Annotated in this window: 19 protein-coding genes; 15 read left to right on the forward strand and 4 right to left on the reverse strand. The window is 45.2% G+C overall.

Annotated elements, in window-relative coordinates; all coding sequences use genetic code 11:
* Nucleotides 1–145 precede the first annotated feature (145 nt).
* Nucleotides 146–1,570 (reverse strand): ABC transporter substrate-binding protein, encoded by a 1,425-nt coding sequence (locus QT987_RS13100; protein WP_333240434.1) that lies wholly within the window; start codon nt 1,568–1,570, stop codon nt 146–148.
* Between the two features lie 949 nt (nt 1,571–2,519).
* On the opposite strand from QT987_RS13100, the gene QT987_RS13105 reads away from it, so the two are divergent.
* From QT987_RS13105 to QT987_RS13130, 6 genes are all read left to right on the forward strand, one after another.
* On the forward strand, nt 2,520–3,431 hold the full coding sequence (locus QT987_RS13105; protein ID WP_333240437.1) for a heme A synthase: 912 nt from the start codon (nt 2,520–2,522) through the stop codon (nt 3,429–3,431).
* 307 nt (nt 3,432–3,738) lie between these two features.
* Nucleotides 3,739–4,716 (forward strand): heme o synthase, encoded by a 978-nt coding sequence (locus QT987_RS13110; protein WP_333240439.1) that lies wholly within the window; start codon nt 3,739–3,741, stop codon nt 4,714–4,716.
* A 152-nt stretch (nt 4,717–4,868) separates the two neighbouring features.
* On the forward strand, nt 4,869–5,108 hold the full coding sequence (locus tag QT987_RS13115) for a DUF4926 domain-containing protein (protein WP_333240441.1): 240 nt from the start codon (nt 4,869–4,871) through the stop codon (nt 5,106–5,108).
* A 402-nt stretch (nt 5,109–5,510) separates the two neighbouring features.
* Entirely contained in the window at nt 5,511–5,861 is a 351-nt protein-coding gene (locus QT987_RS13120) for a hypothetical protein (RefSeq protein ID WP_333240443.1), read from the forward strand.
* 191 nt (nt 5,862–6,052) lie between these two features.
* Complete coding sequence (locus QT987_RS13125) at nt 6,053–6,562, forward strand: hypothetical protein (RefSeq protein WP_333240446.1); 510 nt, start codon at nt 6,053–6,055, stop codon at nt 6,560–6,562.
* 14 nt (nt 6,563–6,576) lie between these two features.
* Nucleotides 6,577–7,353: a hypothetical protein gene (locus tag QT987_RS13130; RefSeq protein ID WP_333240448.1), complete on the forward strand. Its 777-nt coding sequence runs from the start codon at nt 6,577–6,579 to the stop codon at nt 7,351–7,353.
* On the opposite strand, the gene QT987_RS13135 is transcribed toward QT987_RS13130, so the two are convergent.
* Entirely contained in the window at nt 7,350–7,658 is a 309-nt protein-coding gene (locus tag QT987_RS13135; RefSeq protein WP_333240450.1) for a hypothetical protein, read from the reverse strand. The genes QT987_RS13130 and QT987_RS13135 overlap by 4 nt on opposite strands.
* On the opposite strand from QT987_RS13135, the gene QT987_RS13140 reads away from it, so the two are divergent.
* The 7 genes from QT987_RS13140 to QT987_RS13170 all read left to right on the forward strand — a co-directional run bounded on the left by QT987_RS13140 (nt 7,657) and on the right by QT987_RS13170 (nt 11,041).
* Nucleotides 7,657–8,070, forward strand: a complete 414-nt coding sequence (locus tag QT987_RS13140; RefSeq protein ID WP_333240453.1) for a hypothetical protein — start codon at nt 7,657–7,659, stop codon at nt 8,068–8,070. The two genes, QT987_RS13135 and QT987_RS13140, sit on opposite strands and share 2 nt — an antisense overlap.
* A 168-nt stretch (nt 8,071–8,238) precedes the next feature.
* A complete protein-coding gene (locus QT987_RS13145; RefSeq protein WP_333240457.1) occupies nt 8,239–8,616 on the forward strand; it encodes a GIY-YIG nuclease family protein in 378 nt (125 codons plus the stop codon).
* A gap of 5 nt (nt 8,617–8,621) precedes the next feature.
* Nucleotides 8,622–8,828 carry a hypothetical protein gene (locus QT987_RS13150; protein WP_333056716.1) on the forward strand — a complete coding sequence of 69 codons (207 nt, stop codon included), beginning with the start codon at nt 8,622–8,624 and terminating at the stop codon, nt 8,826–8,828.
* Between the two features lie 163 nt (nt 8,829–8,991).
* A complete protein-coding gene (locus QT987_RS13155) occupies nt 8,992–9,231 on the forward strand; it encodes a hypothetical protein (protein ID WP_333240459.1) in 240 nt (79 codons plus the stop codon).
* Nucleotides 9,228–9,479 carry a hypothetical protein gene (locus QT987_RS13160; RefSeq protein ID WP_333240460.1) on the forward strand — a complete coding sequence of 84 codons (252 nt, stop codon included), beginning with the start codon at nt 9,228–9,230 and terminating at the stop codon, nt 9,477–9,479. The genes QT987_RS13155 and QT987_RS13160 overlap by 4 nt, the downstream gene beginning before the upstream one ends.
* An 18-nt stretch (nt 9,480–9,497) precedes the next feature.
* A complete protein-coding gene (locus QT987_RS13165) occupies nt 9,498–10,190 on the forward strand; it encodes an SRPBCC family protein (protein WP_333240462.1) in 693 nt (230 codons plus the stop codon).
* A gap of 476 nt (nt 10,191–10,666) precedes the next feature.
* Complete coding sequence (locus tag QT987_RS13170; protein WP_333240465.1) at nt 10,667–11,041, forward strand: signal peptidase I; 375 nt, start codon at nt 10,667–10,669, stop codon at nt 11,039–11,041.
* Here the strand turns inward: QT987_RS13170 and galK are convergent.
* Entirely contained in the window at nt 11,031–12,110 is a 1,080-nt protein-coding gene (gene galK, locus QT987_RS13175; RefSeq protein ID WP_333240467.1) for a galactokinase, read from the reverse strand. The two genes, QT987_RS13170 and galK, sit on opposite strands and share 11 nt — an antisense overlap.
* Before the next feature lie 378 nt (nt 12,111–12,488).
* Between galK and rsmA the strand changes: the two genes are divergently transcribed.
* Nucleotides 12,489–13,310 (forward strand): 16S rRNA (adenine(1518)-N(6)/adenine(1519)-N(6))-dimethyltransferase RsmA, encoded by an 822-nt coding sequence (gene rsmA, locus QT987_RS13180; protein WP_333209787.1) that lies wholly within the window; start codon nt 12,489–12,491, stop codon nt 13,308–13,310.
* 125 nt (nt 13,311–13,435) lie between these two features.
* On the opposite strand, the gene QT987_RS13185 is transcribed toward rsmA, so the two are convergent.
* Nucleotides 13,436–14,962 carry an ATP-binding protein gene (locus QT987_RS13185; protein WP_333240469.1) on the reverse strand — a complete coding sequence of 509 codons (1,527 nt, stop codon included), beginning with the start codon at nt 14,960–14,962 and terminating at the stop codon, nt 13,436–13,438.
* A 90-nt stretch (nt 14,963–15,052) separates the two neighbouring features.
* Between QT987_RS13185 and ispE the strand changes: the two genes are divergently transcribed.
* Nucleotides 15,053–16,030, forward strand: a complete 978-nt coding sequence (ispE, locus tag QT987_RS13190; RefSeq protein ID WP_333240472.1) for a 4-(cytidine 5'-diphospho)-2-C-methyl-D-erythritol kinase — start codon at nt 15,053–15,055, stop codon at nt 16,028–16,030.
* The last annotated feature ends 55 nt before the right edge of the window (nt 16,031–16,085 follow it).

Genomic DNA, 16,085 nt, shown 5'->3' on the forward strand with positions numbered 1-16,085 from the left:
TTCTTCCTTCTGCTAAGCTGTTGCGCGTTTAAATTGCATATTCGGGACGGGCTAGAAGCCCATCCCACAATAATTTGAGTGATTTTTGACACACAATTTAAATGGAGAACAGCTTATACATAGACAAATGACCAGAACTTGTTTTTTAATTAATCGGCACAAATTCGTAACCGTAACTGGTGCGATTTCCGGGTTTAACAGTTACTAATTGAACTGCTCGATTACGATCGCCCGAAGGCAAAAACCGAATCGGGCCCGATGCTCCATTTGCCGAAAAATCTGACGCCGATAAAGCTTGTTGAATGCCTGTACGAGTCGGATTGCGCCCTATACCGGCAATTAAGGCGATCGTCGCATCGTAGGCTAAAGCTGTGCGCCAACTTACTTCAGCATTCCAAAGTTGTTTGGATGTTTGGGGAAAGTTGGACTGCGGATCTGCGAGAATGTGCCAAGGAACAGCTAGCACCATATCTGTTGCTCCTGCGCCACCGATTTGCAGTGTTTTAGCAGTATAAGCACCGTCTCCTGCTAGTAAGGGCAGCCGTTTGCCGTTTACTTGCACTACTTGCAAAGCTTGGTCGATCGTGGTTGAATCGGATGCTAACAGAATCACTTCTGCTCCTTGGGCGATCGCACTTTTAACGCTATCGGCGGCATTAAAATTGCCATTAGCAAAGTCAAATTCCAATACTATTTGTCCTCCATCTCCGTAAACAGCCGTCGTGAATTCATCTTTTAAAGATTTGCTGTAACTGCTAGCAGAATTAAAAAATACAGCAGCTTTTTGCTTTTGCAATTTTTCCACCATATAACGGGAAAGAGCATTAGCTGCAAACCGATCGCTCGGCACTGTCCGAAATATATTGTTGGCAACTCCTGAGAGCTGCACTGACGTACTTGTGGGAGAAATTGCTACTAATTGTTTTTGCTGGTAAATCTTGCTAGCTGCTAGCGTTGTATCTGAACCAAAATGCCCAATTACTCCTATAATCTCCGAATTATTTGCTAAAGCAGTAGCAATTTGGGCAGCCATTTCTTGGTTGTTGTCATCCTTAGCAATTAGCACTTTTAATGGAGTCCCGCTAACGCCGCCTCTTTGGTTGATTTCATTTTGAGCTTGAGCTACGCCCCGCAGAATTTCTAGAGCCGCATTGATATCGCCTCCAATGGGAACTGCGGCGGCAATTGTGTAGGATTTCCGATCGCCGATGCGGGCGTTGTTGAGGTAAATTAAGGCTTCTGGATCGTTGCGATTGGTTTTCAGCGAAGCTTGTAAATCGGAAATAGCTGCGTTATAGTTGCCAGAGGCGATCGCCTGTACTGCTGTTTGTTTGGTTGTTGTGGCTTGCTCTGGAATTAACACTTTTTGTCCGGCACTCAGACGCTGCTCAATTGCCTGATCTGACTGCGACGAATTAGTCGGAGGCTTGGGAAATGTCGGATTTTGGGGTGATAAACCCCCGACATTGATGCCGCCTCGGCTTGTCAGCCACCAAATACCTGCACCGGCTAGTCCGATCGTAATTAGGAGGGATAAGATGAGAACAGCAGTTTCATTTTTTTGTGACATAATTTTATATTTTTAGATTTTTGAAATAACGAAGTCATTAGTCATTAGTCATTAGTCATTAGTCATTAGTTATTAGTCATTAGTCATTAGTCATTAGTTATTAGGCTAGATTCAAAAACATTGACCAAGGATAAAAAGTGATTTTAACTTGGCGAGCCAGAATTGATGTATGGTTCGTCAGATAGAGGGATTGGATCTATCAATTGATGATCTCGGAGCAGAGGCACCATGCAAGCCTAAAATCCAGTAGTCACTACTCCCTTATTATATGCGATCGCCCGGACATGATATAATTCAGTAACATTGGCCTAGTAAAAATAGCGATCGCACTGTTTAGTCTGAATGCCTTCAAGGTGGTTCCACCAGAAAAGTGCAGGAATTTTTATAAGTTACCGATTCAAAGATTAGTGAACCCTACCCTGCAAGAGCGCCACTTCCTCCATTCCCAATTTAGTTAAGCAGGCAAGAAATGATAACTGGTGGATTAGATAAAACGCTGAGTGTTGGAACTGAATTATACAATCTAAGGTGAGTAAACCTGAGAACTACCTTGAATAACACCTAGGGGGTAACTCTTCAGTCCTGTATTTAGTTACAAATTTTTACGTTAAAGTTGGGTATATATCATAAACCTTTCAAAAAAAGCTTTTCTTAATGATATCTTTATTTTTCTCCGCGAGGGGGACAGGGAGGGAGGCTGTAACAGCAAAGGGTTCGGTAAAATAATTAAAGTTTGTTGAAATTTATAAAAATAGCTGCAATACTTTGTAATGTAAAGAGGAAAGTTGAAAAATATCTAAAGACAAACTAATTGGATTGCGATGTCGCTAAGGTAGTATATATGACGGTTTGTCACCGAAAAAGAGTGTTAAGCTCAGCTAAGCTCAGCAAAAGTAAAAGCTCGCTATTTCATTAAGTTCGATCGATAACAAAGGCTAAGGTAAAGTTCATGGCAAACTCAGTTTTAAATCAGCCAAAAGCAGCAGGAGTGCAGTGGCAGCCAAAAGATATTATCCGCGGCTTAGTGTGGAAAATTGCGATCGCAACCTGGCTGTTAATGGCAGTAGGCAGCGCCACGCGAGTCATGAATGCGGGGCTCGCTTGCCCCGACTGGCCGCTGTGCTACGGTCAATTAATACCTGCAGCGCAAATGAATTTGCAGGTATTTCTGGAGTGGTTTCACCGGTTGGACGCAGCAGCGATTGGCCTGAGCGCGATCGCACTTTTAGGACTATCTTTGTTTTACCGCAGCCGCCTGCCAAAATGGCTGCCTTGGGCGAGCGCCGGAGCACTATTTTTAATCGTTTTTCAAGGCGTATTGGGCGGCTTGACAGTAACACAACTGCTGAGATTTGACATCGTTACCGCTCACTTGGGAACAGCTTTACTATTTTTTGGCGCCCTGCTAGTCATCGGTTTCATGCTGACTCCCTACGAAGCTACAGGAAATGCAGGCAAATTGGCTTGGGTAAGTTCGATCGCAGCATTATTAGTTTACCTGCAAAGTTTGCTAGGAGCATTAGTAGGCTCTAGATGGGCACTGCACCAATGTTTGGACTCCTCAGAATTGTGCTCGGTAATGAACAGCCACATCGCCGGTATCGTACCAGCTACAGCAGCGACTTTAGCCGTAGCAGTCATGGCTTGGCGGCAGCCTGCACTGAGCCCAAAATTGCGAAAACTGGCTAACTGGGCGAGTGTTTGCCTAATTGCTCAATTAGTTCTGGGATTAGCAACTTTCCGGCTGCACCTTCAGGTAGAACCGCTGACAGTCGCCCACCAAGCAGTCGGTGCTGCTTTGCTGGGAACCCTGATAGCTTTTAGTGTTTTAGCTTGGCGCGATCGAGTTTTATCAGCTTGAGAGTAATATTATGTCCGGTAGCATCGTTATTATTATAATCCAAGGTCTTGTAGGGGCGGGTTCACCATCATTCTCGATAAAAGCCAACAGTTTCCTAAACCCGCCCCGCCCAGACAAGCACCAATCAACCGGACACTCTCTAAAACGCAGATTTATCTATTCCTTGAGTAAGAGAGGGCTGATTTATCTCTCGTCGGTGGGGGCGGGTTTATTAATCCTTTTAGCTACGGCAGATATCTCTCGTAAAACCCGCCCCTACGAACCAATGACAACTAACTGACAACTGAAAACTAACAACTAATAACCGATGCAAGAAGTTCTTACAAACAATAGCCCCCGTCTCCACGAAAACTTTTCGCAAGTCGTGAAAAGTTACTATCAACTAACAAAACCCAGAATTATTTTACTGCTGCTAATCACCACATCAGCAGGAATGTGGATGGCGGCAAAAGGAGAAGTAGATCCGCTATTACTGGTATCAACTATTACGGGAGGCGCTTTAGCTTCTGCGTCGGCGAATACCATTAATTGTGTCTACGACAGCGACATCGATTATATTATGGAGCGCACCCGGTGGCGGCCGATTCCTTCCGGGCGTGTCAAGAAGCGGGATGCTTTGATATTTGCGATCGCCCTAGCTACAATATCCTTTACATTGCTCACAGTTGTTGCCAACTTATTAGCCGCATTACTAGCAATGTCAGGCATCCTTTTCTATGTCCTAATTTACACCCACTGGCTGAAGCGTCACAGCGTGCAAAACATCGTCATCGGGGGTGCAGCAGGGGCGATTCCCCCGCTTGTTGGGTGGGCTGCGGTTACGGGAGATTTGAGTTGGGGTGCGTGGCTGCTGTTTGGAATTATATTCCTGTGGACACCGCCGCATTTTTGGGCATTAGCAATGATGATTCGCGATGAATACAAGGAAGTAGGCGTGCCGATGTTACCCGTAATTGAGGGCGACGAAGAGACAGCCCGCCAAATTTGGATTTACACGCTATTGATGATTCCTGCAACTTTGCTGCTAGTTTATCCCCTGCATTTAGCGGGCGCGGTGTATGCGGGAACAGCTATTTTCCTCGGTGCTATTTTTGCCCAAAAAGCTTGGTTGCTGTTGCAGACTCCAGAGGATAAGATTGTTGCGCGATCGCTCTTCAAATACTCTATTCTGTACCTGATGCTATTGTGTGCCGGAATAGTCGTTGACAGTTTGCCTGTGACTCATAATTTTACTACTGCTGTTGTACAAAACGTGCAAACTTTGATGAGTGCAGTTGTGATGTAGTAATTAGTTAAATAGCAATTATTAAAATGAAACCCGCATCTAGCGGGTTTTGTTTGTTTAGGGTAAAATAGCGAACGCCATTCTCCTATCTGCGTTAATCAGCGGTTAAAAAAGAGCGAATACCTATCCTGTCAATAATTGAGGAGGTTGTGATGACGTTACACGAGTATGATGTTGTTGCCTTGACCGCAGAAATTCAGGCAATCCATAAAGCAACCTCTCAGCCAATTTTGCTCAGACCGGGACAAGTTGGCACTATTCTCATGAGCTTTGAGGATCGCGCTTATCTAGTAGATTTTGCCGATGCTCAAGGTAATACCTATGCAATGGAAACCGTTCCTTCAGAAAAACTCATGCAACTCGTTTATGAGCCACTTCCTGCCTGCGCCTAACCTACAAATAATACTTTACAGAGTATTGAGTTGGAACTGGCGATCGAGGAATTATATCGCGGTGTGAGTGTGGGGCGATAAATGAAGTAAGCGAGAGACAAAGGTTTCAGACGAGTTTAACCAATGTTACAGCAGTCGCCAAGGCGCTTTGGTTATTGAGCCTTTCGACTTTGCTTAGGACTCAACGATCGTAAATGCCTTAACCACTTGGCGGTTGCTATAGTATCCGTTCCTTATCTGTTTGACAGAATCACGGAAACTTTCCGTGTATTCAGAAAAATAGTGTTTTTGTGCAGGCAAGCTCTCCGTATATTTACTGAAATCTGGTAAATGACCTGTAAGTAGTTCATATATCCCGTATAACCTTTTAGATACATTGTTGATTTAGATGGAGAAAAAAATATGTCAGCGTTCGATATGCGTGGTCAAAAAGTGAATTATCAGTACAATTCTGCTGGTAATATCAATTTTGGTAATGTTCAAAATCCAACAGATCTCATCAGTGAGTTGGAAAAACTTAAGGATGAGATATCAAAAGCTGGTGAGGCTCAAGTTATCGATGCTGAGATAGTCACAGATGTTCAATATCAAATTCAGAAGGCTGTCGATCAAGCCAAAAAACCTGAACCAAATAAAAATTCCATATTGGAGCATCTTGGTACAGCGAAGGACTTCCTGAAAAATGCGATTGAGGTTGGTGGTATTATCGCAGGCATCGCAAAATCTATTGAGATGGTTCAACAACTGTTTTAACAGTTGTGACGTTGACAGGTGTTCACGGCGGATAAGCTGTTTTGCATTTAAACTGTATGTCAAGAAATAATCAAAGTCTTGTGGGACGTTGCTCCTAGCCCGTCCCGAATATGCAATTTAAATGCGCGACAGCTTAACAGCTAGCTACGATTTTTAGATGAATAGTCACTGAAGTGAGAAGTTAGAAAATCATGGCCTACGACCAGCGTAATCAACGTGTCCACACACAAGTTAATAACATCAATGTAGAAGCCCAACCATCACCAGATCCCGCTGTTTTATTGAATGAAGGTATTAAATTGTTGGACGTAAAGTCTTATCCGCAATCAATAAACTTATTCAATGATGCAATTAAAGCTAATCCATCAATAGCTTATGTCTACTACTATCTGGCACTAGCATTGCTCAGAGGCAGACGACCCAAAATATTGAAACGTAGTGAAATTGAAGAAATCGATCAATTGTTGGCTACGGCTAGTGCTATGGGTGATTTTGACGCAACTGTTTATTGGTTTCGAGCACTTGTTCGATATGACTATTACGTTGGCAACGGAATGAACTGCCCATCACCATCCATCGAAAGCATATTGGAATTTATTCGTCCTGGTGAGACAAACATTGATAGATTGCGAGCATTGCTAGTAAAACTACCGATGACTGGTAATCAAATGTACATGGATCTTGTAAACCAAATTAACTGATTGGATAAAATTCAATGGAAGCATCCCAAGGTATCGCATTAAGTCAATCCGTTTCGGAGAATGATAAGCGTAAGAGAATCCGCAATTATTTTCAGAAACTTAAGATAAAATGGCAAATCATTCTTATTATTTTCAGCTTCATCTTCCTGCCACATTCCTCTACATTAGGCATGGGTGTAATTTTTCTAATGATAGGAGGAGCATGGTTGTTTATCGAGATTAAACGTATGATGGATGCTCCTGGGGATCTAACCATTGATTCTTGGCTACTTGACGATATCGAAAATCTCAAAAAACGCTCATTGCAGCGTCTCAATATTGAGGAATCTGAATTAATCAGAGACTCGGTTGTAATTCGTGGTCCAATTCTCTGGTCAGTTTATGGTATCCTAAATAAGGAACTCACATGGAAGAAAGGTAAGGATAAGTATATTCGATTTAGCCTCAATGCCGTAACAATCATACATTTAACAGAACACAAACTCAGTTCTTATCAATGTGACTATAACTTCATGAGAGGCGTTCCTGTTAATGAAAGAGATGATGAATTTTATTATCGAGATGTAGTTGCAGTTTCAACTAGAGACGATTCTACTAACTACACATTGCCAAATGGTTTTATCATGAAACAGGCTCAATTTTTTAAGCTGGCGGTAGCAGGTGGGGATAGCATTGAGGTTGTCGTTAATTCATCAGATCTGGTTAAATTTACAGGTGGAGCTATGTTGGACACCGGACTTGATGATGCTCTCAAGGCCTTGCGAAAAGTGCTAAGTGAAAAGAAGATTTAGCAATATAGCAATCCTAAATGAGTCGTAAGTTTTTTACCCCACTTTGCAACCCTCCCCTTGCTAAGGGGAGGGGGCAAGAAATTCACAAATGATTTAGGATTGCTATATACATTTTCTTGAAGTCGCTCTTTCATTCGTTTAATTCCTGCTTCAATGCTAGGGAGTCTTTCTGACAAAGCATTTTTGATAATTTGTCTGAGTGAATCTGGATATTTTGATCGGAGTTTCATCTCAGCCATAGTTTTTGATAATGTGAAAACCCGATCGCTAAAATGATGAATAGATGTTGCTGCCAAGATAACCATGACCACCATCACCCTCAACCTCTCTCCCGAACTCGAACACCAGATCCGCACTGAAGCATCTCGACAGGGCGTTGAACCCGATCGCTACATCCTCAACGCCCTGCAAGAACGCCTCCAGCCTAGACTTCCAACCACCCAACCTACTGAAGCCGACTTGCTGCAACAAATTAACATCGGCTTTAGTGCACAAACCTGGGAAGAATACCATGCCCTCATCGCCAAGCGTCATGCCGAAACCCTGACTCCCCAAGAACACAAGCAACTGATCCAAATGAGCGATCGCCTTGAACAACTCAACGTTACCCGCATTCAAGCCTTAATTCAACTCGCAACCTTCCGCAACCAACCTCTGACGGAGCTCATGCAAACCCTCGGCATCAATCCTCAACCCGATATCGTTGATTATGCCTGAATCCCGCCTCACACAGCAGCAACGACAATTCATTAAACAACGCGCCAATGGTTGCTGCGAGTATTGTCTCAGTACGATCGACAAAAAAACGGTTCAATTCCGTTTATTTGGGAGCTATAACAGAATTTGTGGGAACATGATTTCTGTGCAATTAGCCTTCTTGCTTCCATGCCAACAAACGATTCTGAACTGCAAGCCCAAGCGCGGAGAATTCTAGATGCGATCGCCTTCACTCCTTTCGAGCAATGTCAACCCTTGACCCGTGAGTTTGATAAGATTCCTGCTCGCCCTGGCATCTATGCAGTCAGGCACATAACTGACGGATTACTTTACATCGGTAAAACCAAGAGCCTACGAGGACGCTTCAGTGGCGGGCACAAGGCTTTTTTATGGGCGTGGCTCGATAAGTACAATGACGAGGATGTGCGGATTGCAATGCAATTAATCTCTCACTGTGAAAACCCTGCGTTACTATTGGAGCTAGAAGCCATCATTCTAAGAGCCACTGAACCTCCGTACAACGTTCAAATTCCAACCCAAAGGTGAATGCCATGCAAGCCAAACTTCAAGAACAACTTTCTCCTGCTGATGCCGAAGTTATTTTGGGACGTTTGCCAGAACGAATTAAAGCAGCTCTAATCGCGCGTGCTGCGGAAATTGAATATCCGATCGAAGCGCTGATCGAAATGGCGATCGCCAGTTTTCTCGACACAGAAGCATTAGGTTTCGTAGATTGCAAACCAGGACGCGGGCAGTAAAAGCGACAAGAGCTTTAAACCCCCGTTTTAGTCCGGGGATGAAATGCTCTACAGCAGGCGATCATTACTTTAGGCAGACGCCGGAGCCGCGCCAGGAAAGATACATTTTAAAGAATCTGTTGTTTTCATTACACAACCCCTTATTAGAAAAAGAGTTTCAGCGGTGAACTTAATATCTGCAGAGGAACTCAAAGCACTGGTACAACAATCTCCGGGATTGTGCGTATCAATTTATATGCCAGTCGCTCGCTCAACAGAAATTCAACAAAATCCGATTCGGTTCAAAAATTTAATCAGAGAGGCTGAACACAAAATAGTAGAGTACGGATTTGATAAGAAAGAAGCGGTGGGATTGCTAGAGCCAGTCCGAGCAGAAGCAGCGATAAAATTTCTGCGGATTTGAAAGAAGCTGTTTCGGCTGCTTATTTTGGACGGGTCGATCGACTATTTGTTGCTCTTGGCGTTCAGCAGTGGGGTACTTTTAATCCCGATACTAACGCGGTGCAAATCCACCCCGATGCAGAATTGGGCGACGCTGATTTGTTGAATGCGGCAGCAATTCAAACTATTCTCAACGGCGGAACTGTTTACGCGATGCCGCCGGAACAAGTGCCGGACGAGGCACCTTTAGCTGCTATTTTTCGCTATTAATTCACGAGGTTTAAACCAATGGAATCTACTTCAATGACAAATTCCGACAAACAAAACCAAACTAACACCGGCGATACCGAACGCTGGGCATCTTTAATTGGTGGCGGGGCGCTGGTGCTTTTTGGTTTGTCGCAGCGTTCTTTGAGAGGTGCTTTGCTGGCGGTTGCAGGCGGTGGTTTAGCGGCTCGCGGGCTGGGGGTTGTAGAGGGTTTGCAGTCGGCCGCAGATGCCAATCAAAGCATTAAAGTTGAAAAGACGGTGACGATCGACAAACCGGCTGATGAATTGTACCGTTTATGGCGCAATTTTGAAAACTTGCCTCGGTTTATGAAGCATCTCAAACACGTTACGGTCATCGATGAAACACGTTCTCACTGGATTGCCAGCGCGCCGATGGGCAATAGTGTGGAATGGGATGCAGAGATTGTCCGCGAAGAAGAAAATCGCTTAATTGCTTGGGCGTCTGTGGAAGGATCTGATATTGACAATTCTGGCTTTGTGCGCTTTCAACCGGCACCAGCGGGACGGGGTACAGAGGTAAAAGTTGTCATCGAATACAACCCTCCGGGCGGTGCAATTGGTGCTGGTGCTGCTAAACTATTTGGCGAAGCTCCCGAACAGCAAATTGCAGATGATTTACGTCGCTTTAAGCAGTTGATGGAAGCTGGGGAAATAGCGACTACGGAAGGTCAATCTTCGGGCCGCAAGTAAGTATCGCACTTTTGGTGGTAAGCCCTTGTAGGGACACAGCGAGTGTAGGGACTTAGGCCAAGCCCATAGGTGTTCAACTTAAGCTTTTTGTCCACCAGTCCTCCCGCCCACCCGTTAGTCCGCCAGGGAATGAATTCCCTGTCTCATAGCGAAAGTCCTCTCAAAGAGGACTGAAAAACTCATTAGTCGTCTTCAGACGACTTTAGCTTTGAGGCAGCCAGGGAATGAATTCCCTGTCTCATAGCTAAAGTCCTCTCAAAGAGGACTGAAAAACTCATTAGTCGTCTTCAGACGACTTTAGCTTTGAGGCAGGGGTTTCAACCCCTGTCGGACTGTGGGACTATCGGTTGTACGTTAAGTTGACACCTATGGACTATTAAAGTGTCCCTACGACACGAGCGATCGAGCGGGATGTCCTTGAGTACCAAACGTAGAGTTTGTGCTCTCAAGCTATTTGTTGTTTACCTGATTAGCTGATGTCATCTCAAGTGGTTTTCGGAAATGCGGGCGCTGAAGGTGCAAGTCGGGGCGGTTGGTTTGCGGGTCACTTTATGACGCCGGAAGATGACCCGCGATCGACTTCTGTATTAGAGGTAAAATGGGGCACTCACCCCGCCGGAGATTGTAGGACTCAGTGGGCGGTAAATGCAGAAGCCACGACGCTTTCTATCCTGGTAAAAGGGCGGTTTCGCCTGCAATTTCCAGAGCAAGAAATCTTGCTTTCTCGCGAAGGAGATTATGCTCTCTGGCTGCCGGGAGTGCCTCATTATTGGTCGGCCGAGGAGGAATCGGTAATCGTGACTGTGCGGTGGCCTTCCCTACCGGGAGATAGTTCTGGAGTTAAGAATTAACTTTAATTTCGGGAACCAAAACGCGGCCACTATAACCCGCGCGCTGGTAGCGATCGATCGCCTCGGATGCAATAACACCCGCTTTCCCACTCTCCACCAAGGCTACGCAAGCACCGCCAAAACCTCCGCCCGTCAGCCTTGCGCCGAAAACTCCGGGGATTGACTGCAAGATGGCCGCCAGCGTGTCTACTGCCGGCACCGAAACTTCGTAGTCGTCGCGCTGACTGGCATGGGAAGCATTCATTAACTCGCCAAAACGTTTGGCTGGTAAAGATTTTACCGCTTCGAGTACGCGGTTGTTTTCAGTAACCACGTGCCGCGCTCGTCTTCTGAGGGGTTCCGGCAATACTTCGACAGCTTGGGGATCGGCGATATCCCTGAGAGCTTTAACTCCCAATATCCGCGCGGATTCCTCGCACTCGGCGCGCCGCTGGTTGTAGCCGCTTCCTGCGGCGAGTTGGTGGCTTTCGCCACTGTCAATTATTAAAATTTCTGTGTTTGCGGGAAAAGGTATCGGGCGGCATTCGAGGCTGCGGGTGTCGATTAATAGCATGGTGTTGGTGTCTGCTAAACTCGACGCCATTTGATCCATGATCCCACAGTTCAAGCCGGCATATCGGATTTCGGCTAGCTGTCCGATTTGAGCTAGGCGCACGTCGTCTATGGGGAGGTTCAGCAGGGCGCGCACTCCTCTGAGGGTTGCTATTTCTAAAGCGGCGCTGCTGGACAAACCGGCTCCGATCGGCACAGTCGAGGTAATGTAGAGATTTATTGGCGGTATTTTGTATCCTTCTTTTTCTAAAAGTCTGAGGCAGCCACAGATATAAGTGACAAATTTTTGCGGTATGGTATCGTCGTCTGAATAATTTATCAGTTCGTCATATTCTGCTGAATAAAAATGGTGGCGATCGTCGCTGCTGAAGCCGATTTGTACTGTGGTGCGCTGGGGAATCGCTGTTGGAAGTACAAATCCATCGTTGTAGTCTGTGTGTTCGCCCAGCAGGTTTACTCGGCCGGGGGCGCTGGCTGTGGTTTTGGGTAATGTACCAAATACTCGTTGGAATTTCATTTTTGGGGAAGTGGTAATTGGTTCTTGGTTATTTGTTATTGGTTATAGCAATCCTAAATCATTTGTAAATTTCTTACTCTCTCCCCTTGATAAGGGGAGGGTTGGGGTGGGGTAAAAAATTTACGACTCCTGCAAGGATTGCTATATTTGTTATTGGTTATTTGGAAAAACAGCTATCCCTGTCTCCGTGCCTTCCGTGTTGTGCTGTTGGTAATTGGGAAGAAATAAATTTATTTTTTATCGTTTGTCCTTATTATAGTGCCCAAGTTTTGTGGTTAATTCAACCCCTGTTAACAAAAATAAACATCACCGTAGGTTGGGAAAAGATATTGAGCTGTGATAGAATGACAGGCTAAGATTTCTCCAAAAATTCAAAAAATGCGATCGACCAGACCCCGGAAACAGTTTGCTCAACATTGGCTCAAAAGCGAGAAAGCCTTAGATAAGATTGTGAAAGCGGCTTCTTTGGATGGCGATCGCGTCCTGGAAATTGGGCCGGGCACGGGGATTTTGACTCGACGCTTGCTGCCTGCGGCTGAGTCTGTTGTAGCTGTGGAGATCGATCGAGATTTGTGTCTCAAGCTAGCCAAACAACTCGGCAAAACCGACAATTTTTTATTGCTGCAAGGCGACATCCTGGAAATGGACTTAGAGGCTGAACTAACAGCCTTTCCCAAATTCCAAAATCCCAATAAAGTTGTTGCCAATATCCCTTATAATATTACCGGCCCGATTCTGCAAAAACTGCTGGGAACAATCTCTGTTCCTGCTGCTAAACCCTTCGATGCGATCGTGCTGTTAGTGCAGAAAGAAGTGGCCCAAAGGCTTTACGCTAAACCGGGTTCGACAGCTTTTGGCGCGCTGTCGGTGCGGGTGCAGTATTTAGCAGAATGCGAGTTAATTTGCGATGTGCCGTCTAAAGACTTTTTTCCGCCGCCAAAAGTCGATTCTGCCGTGGTGCGGCTGCTTCCCAGACAGATAGAAACTCCGGCGGTTAATCCGCGCTATTTGGAGAATTTAGTTAAGTTGGGATTTGGTAGCAAGCGCAAGATGCTGCGAAATAATTTGAAAGGGGCTGTGGACTTAGATAAACTCGTTCAATTGCTAGAAGAGTTACAGATAAATCCTCAATCTCGCGCTGAAGATTTAAGCGTGGAGCAATGGGTAAAGTTGAGCAATAATCTTATGTGCGAGGTTTGAAGTTCAGGATTGTGTTAGATACCCGAATTATTAAATAATTCGGAGATATGGGTGTTTTTTTTTTCAACACTTTTACCTGTGACTACTAACAGTTGAATTTAGGTTTTCTGGGATTTCTGAAAGGTTTATTGCAGGCTAATCGGAATTTTAATAATAAATTCTGCACCTTTCCCAGGTGCAGAAATACACTGCAATTCGCCTTGATGTCTTACTGTGATAATTTGATAGCCAATAGATAAACCTAATCCCGTGCCTTTACCTACTGGTTTAGTGGTAAAAAATGGATTGAATAACTGGTTTTTCACCGATTCGATTATTTCTGGCCCGTTGTTGCTAATTCGGATTTCTACCACTTCACTGTCTGAAAGTTGGGTAGAAATTTTGATGATGCGGCTATCAGCTTCATTGGCTGCAATCGACTCGCTGTGGCTGTCATCTTCTAAAGCATCAATAGCATTAGCCAGGATATTCATAAACACTTGATTTAGCTGTCCGGGGTAGCACTCGATTCGGGGTAAATTGCCATATTGTTTGATAACTTGAATATTCGCCAAACCGGGCTTAGCATTCAATCTGCTTTGCAAAATCATCAGTGTGCTGTCAATTCCTTCGTGAACATCGGCTAATTTCATATCGGCTTCGTCATGGCGCGAAAAAACTCGCAGCGACTTGACAATACCGAGAATGCGCTCGGCCCCGTTTTTCATAGAAATTAATATTTTTGGTAGATCATAGATAATAAAATCTAAATCTACAGACTGGAGTTTTTCTTTAAGTGTGGGTAAGGGATTCGGATACTGTTCTTGATAGATATTCACCAATTCTAGCAAACTATCGGCATACTCGCGAGCGTGAGTAACATTCGCGTAAATAAAGTTAATCGGATTGTTGATTTCATGAGCAACCCCAGCGACCAATTGCCCCAAAGATGACATTTTTTCGCTATGAATTAGCTTTGATTGAGCCTGCTTCAATTCAGACAAGGCTTGTTCGAGTTGTTGAGTTTGAGTCTTTAACTCTGCGGTGCGTTCTTCAACTCGAATTTCTAATTCTTCTTTAGCTATTTTTAGTGCAGCTTCGGCTAATTGGCGATCGATAATTTCCGATGCTAGGAGTCGGTTTGCCAATTCTAAATGTTGAGTTTGAGACTTTAACTCTGCGGTGCGTTCCTCAACTCGAATTTCTAATTCTTCTTTAGCTATTTTTAGTGCAGCTTCGGCTAATTGGCGATCGACAATTTCAGCTTCTAGGAGTCGGTTGGCGGATTCTAACTGTGCGGGACTGGGGAGTGCTAGGGCTTGAGGCATTAAGTCTACCAAAAGTATGGCTGTAGCTAATGAAATAAGGGCAGTAATTGCTTTCATTGTTCCTGAAAGCCAATAGTTAGGATGCCAAAGTGTCCAGAGTTCAAATATGTGAGTGATGCCACAGGCGACAATAAAGGCTCCAAATAGGGCAAAGATCCAATTAAAGGGCAAATCTTCGCGTTTGGAAATAAAATAAACCAATGTAATCGGGATGGAAAAATACGCGAGTGCAATGATAGAATCTGAGGCTAGGTGAAGCCAGACTAACGGGGTATGCCAGAGATAGCAGTGGCCGTGAGGAATAAATGGCCCGGAAGTAAAAAAAGTTTTCCACATTTCCTGCATAATATTTCCTTTGAGTTGTGAGAAAATGGACTCTGACTGGTGTCAATTAATTTCAACCAGGGGTTTCTTTCACCTGCGGCTTAATCACCTATGCGTTCATATTCTCTGCTAGCTTCAGCAAAAATCAATCTGTATCTGGAAATCATAGGCGATCGCCCCGACGGATTCCACGAACTGGCGATGGTACTTCAAAGCATAGATTTAGCCGATCGAATTGACTTGCGCGCGATCGGTACGGACACGATTCGCGTGCGCTGCGATCACCCGCAAGTCCCTCCTGATAAGAATAACCTGGCCTACCGGGCGGCGGATTTGTTGGCGAAGCAATTCCCCGATGCTTTGGCGAAATACGGCGGAGTCGAGATTGCCATTCACAAGCAGATTCCAGTGGCGGCGGGGCTTGCAGGCGGTTCGGCCAATGCGGCTGCGGTTTTAGTCGGGATGGATTTGCTGTGGCAATTGGGACTTACTCAGTCGGAGTTGCAAGAGTTGGGGGGAACTTTGGGTTCGGATGTGCCTTTTTGCATTGCGGGAGGTACGGCTTTGGCAACTGGTCGCGGAGATCAACTGTCGCCACTGCCTGATTTGGGTGGCTTTTTTGTGGTTTTGGCAAAGTACCGCAACCTCAGTATTTCTACGGCATGGTCGTATCAAACTTATCGCCAGCAGTTCAGTAGTTCCTATTGTGCAGCGGAAGATTTGGTGTGCCGTCGGCAACGGCTGCATTCGGGCCCGATGGTGGGGGCGATCGCCCAAAAAGATCGATCGAAAATTGGTCAATTACTGCACAACGATTTAGAAAAAGTTGCTTTACCTGTGTACCCGCAGGTGTTGCAGTTGCGGCAGGCTTTTGAGTCGGCGGGGGCTTTGGGAACGATGATGTCGGGTTCCGGGCCGACGGTGTTTGCGCTGGCAGAGTCTTCAGAGCAGGCTCAGCAGGTTTTGGAACGGGTTAAAAGTGCGATCGCTTCTCCAGATTTGGATTTTTGGGTAGCACAGTTTAGCAATACTGGGATTCAGATTTTTTCGGAGGGAAACGAGACGAAACCGCCGATTTCGAGGGTGTAACTCGAAGAGGGTGCGATCGCCATCGCCCGTTAAACCTGTCTAACAGGCGAGGGTA

Source organism: Microcoleus sp. SVA1B4 (assembly GCF_036700545.1).
Lineage (GTDB): Bacteria > Cyanobacteriota > Cyanobacteriia > Cyanobacteriales > Microcoleaceae > Microcoleus.